Raw genomic sequence first — 1,508 nt, 5'->3', positions numbered from 1 at the left:
GAAGGCGTACACATCCCGACTCAAGTCCTCATATGCACCGCCAGTGCCACCGGCTCCCCACAACGTATCATTTCCGACCCCGCCCGACAGAAAATCAACCTCCCATCCGCCGACCAGAAGGTCATCGCCCGCGCCGGCCCAGATTTGATCGTTTCCATCTTCGCCATAAATTGAGCTTGAGGTCGTATAGTATTCATACTTTGAGTTTCCATGCTGGGTTGTAAAATTGAACTGATCACCACCACTCCCCAAAAGGAATGTCTCTATATTGCTGAATCTGTTTATTGCCTTGTCTCCACCAGCAATTTCATGGCGTCCAGTGAGATAAAAACCATCATATCTAAGTGTCCCCCGCAAAACGTCGTTCCCCTCCCCGCCATCAATTACGTCGCCATACATTACGGTTTCGTAAACGGAACCTTCGCTAAGATTATTAGCCAATATCAATCCGTCAGACGAAACAAGATCATAATTGTAGCTGTAGAAGATATTTTCAACAGGGAAGTCACCTTTCACGTTAGATGGGGAAATGCTGATATCATCGTTACCTGCTCCTGCTTCGAACCATGTGATTTCTCCCGGGCTGAGTTCGTAAATGTCACGGTCGTCGGTGCCGATGACTTTTTCGAAAGTCGGGATCGTTCCCGTGGCGGAATACGTGACACTGTCGCGTTCAGGCACGATCAGCCTGAACGTCTTGTCCGCTGCAACGTCAAGGTCAACATCGAGCTCGAAGGTGAGTGTCACCTCGGTTTCGCCTGCGGCGAAGTCGATGGTGCCGGAAGGCAGCACATCTGCGAGGAAATCGCTGGCAACGACCGGGTTGTCCCCGCTGCCGATGACCACGTATCTCATGGTCACCGCATCGGCCGAGACCCGGCTGATCGTGAAACTGATTGTGTGTGCGCCCGTAAGCAACGACGTCTCGGAATACTCGTCGGTTATGGACAACCCGTCGCCGTCGACAAGCCTCGCTTTGACCGCCTGGGCGGTGGAAAGCCCCCAATTATCGGTGGCCACGACAGTAAATTTGTATACATTGTTGGCATCGGCATCCGCCGGGTCCTCGTAATCCTGCGCGGTGACGAAACTCACCTCCCCGGTGGCGCTGTCGATGGTGAAGAGCGAGGCATCCGTCCCGCTCAGGCTGTAGGTGATCGTATCGCCAATATCTATCGCGTCGAAGTCGTAGACCGCTGTCTGGGTCTCAGCCACCTCGATCAAGATGGAGCCCGTCTGCCCGCCAACGAACACCGGCGCGACCTCGTCGGCCAGGATCGTCCCGGTGGCGGTGGCAACGGCTTCTTCGTCGTCGGTCACCGTGAGCGTGAAGGTCTCGTCGAACTCAGGAACCATGTCGCCGTAGACAGTGAAGTTTAAGGTCCTCTGTGTCTGACCTTCAGCGAAGGTGACTGTGCCGGAGGGCAGCGCGCCACCGAAGTTGGCGAAGTCGTCGCCATCCGCCGGATTGTCCCCGCTGCCGGTGATGGCATAGCTGTAGGTCGCCG

At 55.3% G+C, this 1,508-nt stretch carries 1 pseudogene; it reads right to left on the bottom strand.

The window, feature by feature from the left end:
- Positions 1-1,508, bottom strand: a pseudogene (locus tag HCO70_RS24475) (hypothetical protein); the annotation flags it as partial.

It is taken from the genome of Pseudoruegeria sp. HB172150 (genome assembly GCF_013184805.1).
Taxonomy (GTDB): Bacteria; Pseudomonadota; Alphaproteobacteria; order Rhodobacterales; family Rhodobacteraceae; genus Psychromarinibacter.
This window is presented reverse-complemented; position numbering and strand designations above follow the sequence as displayed.